Consider the following 4,016-nt stretch of genomic DNA (forward strand, 5'->3'; position numbering starts at 1 on the left):
CACTTCTTGACGGAAGCCAGCTGGTCTTCGAAGTGAACACCGGCCGCACCGGCTTCGATCATGTGCTTCATCAGCTCGTAAGCATTCAGAACGCCGCCGAAACCGGCTTCTGCGTCAGCAACGATAGGCGCGAACATGTTGGTGTAGTTGTCATCGCCCGGGTTAACACCGTTCTTCCACTGAATCTGGTCAGCACGGCGGAAGCTGTTGTTAATGCGCTTGATGACGGCAGGAACGGAATCGACAGGGTACAGAGACTGGTCAGGATACATGCTGCTGGCGCTGTTGTTGTCCGCAGCAACCTGCCAACCAGACAGGTAAATGGCTTCGATGCCGGCCTTAACCTGCTGAACCGCCTGACCACCCGTCAGGGCACCAAGGCAGTTCACATAACCTTTCCTGGCCTGGCCACCGTAAACCAGGTCCCAGAGCTTCTCGGCACCCTGGCGGGCGATGGTGTTTTCGATCTTGACGGAACCGCGCAGGCGTACAACATCTTCCGCGGTGTAGGTACGCTTGACGTTTTTCCAGCGGGGATTCTCGGCCCAGTCCTTCTCAATGCGGGCGATTTCTTCTTGGCGATTATACGTGGTCATGTTTCGCTCCTGACTTCTGGAATGAGCGCCTGGTGCTTGCAAGCAGGTTGGTTGATACCCCTCAATACCGTGCCAACCATAAGGCACCAGCCGCATGCCGGAGGCATTGTAAGTGGAACTACGGATGGGGGGCAATTTTTATTTTTTATAACGAATATGCCCTGTATGAATTGCTGCTGGCATGACATAAGCAACAGTTGGCCAGCAGGACATGATGGTCAGGTGTCGGATTTTATTCATCCGGAAAATAGCGGTCATAAAGACGATAAATTAGCGAAATCCTAGTGGCATCTTCTAGAATTTTCCGGCATTTTCACACTCCTATACCCTGAAACCTGCTGTTCGCCGGGGGAGGCTTGGGGTTGGCAGGACAGGATTGCTCACCAGGGCTGAGAGGCATAATAACGATGACAGAACGCATACAAGCAGGTGGTCTCCAGGTTGCCAAGGTCTTACATGACCTGGTTGCCAACGAGATAGCGCCGGGAACAGGGGTGGATTCCGATCACTTCTGGGCCGAACTGGAAAACATTGTCACTGAGCTGGCGCCCGTCAACAAAGCTTTGCTGGCGCGCCGTGATGACCTGCAGGCGCAAATCGATGCGTGGCATCAGCAGCGTCGCGGTCAGGCACACAATGCGGTTGAATACCGCGCCTTCCTTGAACAGATTGGTTATCTGTTGCCTGAAGCGGAAGACTTCACGATTACCACCGAGAATGTTGATCCCGAAATCGCGAAGCTCGCAGGCCCACAGCTGGTTGTCCCTGTCATGAATGCCCGCTACGCGCTGAATGCCGCCAATGCCCGCTGGGGTAGTCTGTATGATGCACTTTATGGCACCGATGTGATTTCTGAGCAGGATGGTGCTGAGAAAGGGAAGGGATACAATCCTCAGCGTGGTGCCAAAGTCATTGACTATGCCCGACATTTTCTTGATGAGGCTGCGCCATTGGTCAAAGGTTCGCACGCGGATGTTTGCGCTTATGGTATCAAGGAAGGTCAATTGGCTGTGAAACTGAAGGACGGCTCTGAAGCGGCGCTTCAACGTCCGGAGCAGTTTGCTGGCTACAAGGGTGAACTGACGAAACCAATCGCTATACTCATTAAAAACAATGGGTTACATCTTGAAATTCAAATTGATCCTGAGCATGTGATTGGCAAAGATGATCCCGCTAACGTTAAGGATGTACTGCTTGAGTCGGCACTGACCACCATCATGGACTGTGAAGATTCTGTTGCTGCCGTGGATGCTGAAGATAAAGCTGTTGTTTATAGCAACTGGCTGGGGTTAATGAAAGGCACGCTGGGTATTGAGTTCCAGAAAGGGGATCGCACGGTTACCCGTAGCCTGAATCCGGACCGTGAGTATCTGACACCTGACGGAAATGCTTTGGCACTGCCTGGACGAAGCCTGATGTTTGTCCGAAATGTTGGTCATTTGATGACCAATGAAGCGGTTCTGGACAAATACGGCAATGAGATTCCCGAGGGTATTCTTGATGGCATGGTTACCTCACTGATCGCCATTCATGACCTCAAGGGTAATGGCCCATACAGCAACTCACGCGCGGGTAGCGTTTATATCGTTAAGCCCAAAATGCACGGCCCTGAGGAAGTGGCATTCACGAACACGCTCTTTGGGCGTATTGAGCAAGCGCTGGACCTTCCGGTAAACACGCTGAAAGTCGGCATTATGGACGAAGAGCGCCGCACCACGGCGAATCTCAAGGCCTGCATCGCCGCCGCCAAAGAACGTGTCGTATTCATTAATACCGGATTCCTTGACCGGACAGGGGACGAGATCCATACCTCCATGGAAGCGGGACCGGTGGTCCGCAAAGGCCCCATGAAAAATGAGGCCTGGATCAAGGCGTATGAGGACTGGAATGTCGATACTGGTCTTGCCGCCGGCCTGAAAGGGCGTGCGCAGATCGGTAAGGGCATGTGGCCAATTCCTGACCAGATGGAACAGATGATGTCAGTCAAGATTGGTCATCCCAAGGCGGGCGCGAATACGGCATGGGTGCCGTCGCCAACAGCCGCGACCCTGCATGCCATTCATTATCATCAGGTCAATGTGGCGGATGTGCAGACTGAACTGGCGAATCGCCAGCGCGCGAGTCTGGATGATATCCTGACACTGCCATTGCTTGATGATCCTGCCGCACTGACAGCAGATGAGATTCAGCAGGAACTGGACAATAACGCCCAGGGTATTCTGGGTTATGTTGTCCGCTGGGTTGACCATGGCGTTGGCTGTTCCAAGGTGCCGGATATCAATGATGTAGGCCTGATGGAAGATCGCGCGACTCTTCGTATTTCCAGCCAGCACATCGCCAACTGGTTACGTCATGGTGTTTGCACGGAAGAGCAGGTAATGGAAACCATGCAGCGGATGGCTGCCGTGGTTGATCGTCAGAATGCTGAAGATCCTAGCTATCGCAATATGGCGCCGAACTTTGATGAGAGTATTGCTTTCCAGGCAGCCTGCGACCTGGTGATCAAGGGAACGGAGCAGCCTAATGGCTACACAGAACCTGTTCTCCATGCGCGTCGTCGGGAAGCCAAAGCCAAGTTTGGTTGTTAAGACACTCTCGCCGTAGCGCATGTAAAAAAACGCACCATCCGGTGCTTTTTTTTATGATGAATTTTCACGGTTCTGCCTTGCTATTCTAAATAATATGAAAGTGGTTAGGCAGAAACCGAAGAGCAACATTATTCATGTGTCGGGGTTAAGCGTTTATGCGTTTTTCCTTGCGGTATGCCTGTTGCTAGCGCCTTCCCTTCACGCTATAGAGTTTTCCGCGATACAATTATTCTCCGGATTTAATGAACCGCTTCATGCTGAGATTGAAGTTTCCGGTCTTGTTGATCCTGACGCGCCGGTTGTCGTCGATGTCGCTTCTCCTCTGGAACATCAAAATTATGACGTTCCGTTGCAATACTTTAATGCGGTGATCAATACTTCCTGGCATCAGGAGAGTGATGGACGTCAAATTATTCGTTTAACCAGTACATTGCCGGTTTCGCTTGAGAACCTGGATTTTCTTTTGATGGCAATGCCGGCTGATGAAACGGTTTTGATGCGTATTCAAATCCCCATCAAGCAGAACAACAGTGGTGAGCAAAATTCTCAGCCCAGATTGTGGGTTCAAAATACTAATGGCACGAATGCCTCCGAGCTTCCTTTAACCCGTTTTAATGAGCCGTTGCCGAAAAGCAAGAAGCAAAACTTCAGGAATAAGCAAAAGATTGTTGCAGCCAAGCGATTGAACCGGCTCAAACGTACATCGGAGCTAACCAGAGCCAATCGCCAGGCGGGAGCCAATGCCAGGGTATTAGGGGCTGTTGACGTTTCATTGAAAGCCTTGAACCAAGCCTGAAAATCCGCAGTATGTTGCTACCGCTCATGCTTTCAT

General features: G+C 51.6%; 3 protein-coding genes. 2 read left to right on the plus strand and 1 reads right to left on the minus strand.

Translation table 11 applies throughout. The features are described 5' to 3' along the window. Positions 1–596 (minus strand): isocitrate lyase/phosphoenolpyruvate mutase family protein (locus ABD892_RS05720; protein ID WP_345194446.1); only part of this gene is annotated, 596 nt, incomplete at its 3' end. 407 nt (positions 597–1,003) lie between these two features. On the opposite strand from ABD892_RS05720, the gene ABD892_RS05725 reads away from it, so the two are divergent. Both ABD892_RS05725 and ABD892_RS05730 read left to right on the plus strand, forming a co-directional pair. Next, positions 1,004–3,184 carry a malate synthase G gene (locus ABD892_RS05725; RefSeq protein ID WP_345194447.1) on the plus strand — a complete coding sequence of 727 codons (2,181 nt, stop codon included), beginning with the start codon at positions 1,004–1,006 and terminating at the stop codon, positions 3,182–3,184. 94 nt (positions 3,185–3,278) lie between these two features. Continuing rightward, the gene (locus tag ABD892_RS05730) at positions 3,279–3,980 is read left to right on the plus strand and encodes a type IV pilus assembly protein FimV (protein WP_345194448.1); all 702 of its coding nucleotides are present in this window, start codon (positions 3,279–3,281) and stop codon (positions 3,978–3,980) included. The last annotated feature ends 36 nt before the right edge of the window (positions 3,981–4,016 follow it).

Origin of the sequence: Kistimonas scapharcae, from assembly GCF_039540975.1 — a bacterium.
In the GTDB taxonomy this organism is placed as follows: domain Bacteria; phylum Pseudomonadota; class Gammaproteobacteria; order Pseudomonadales; family Endozoicomonadaceae; genus Kistimonas; species Kistimonas scapharcae.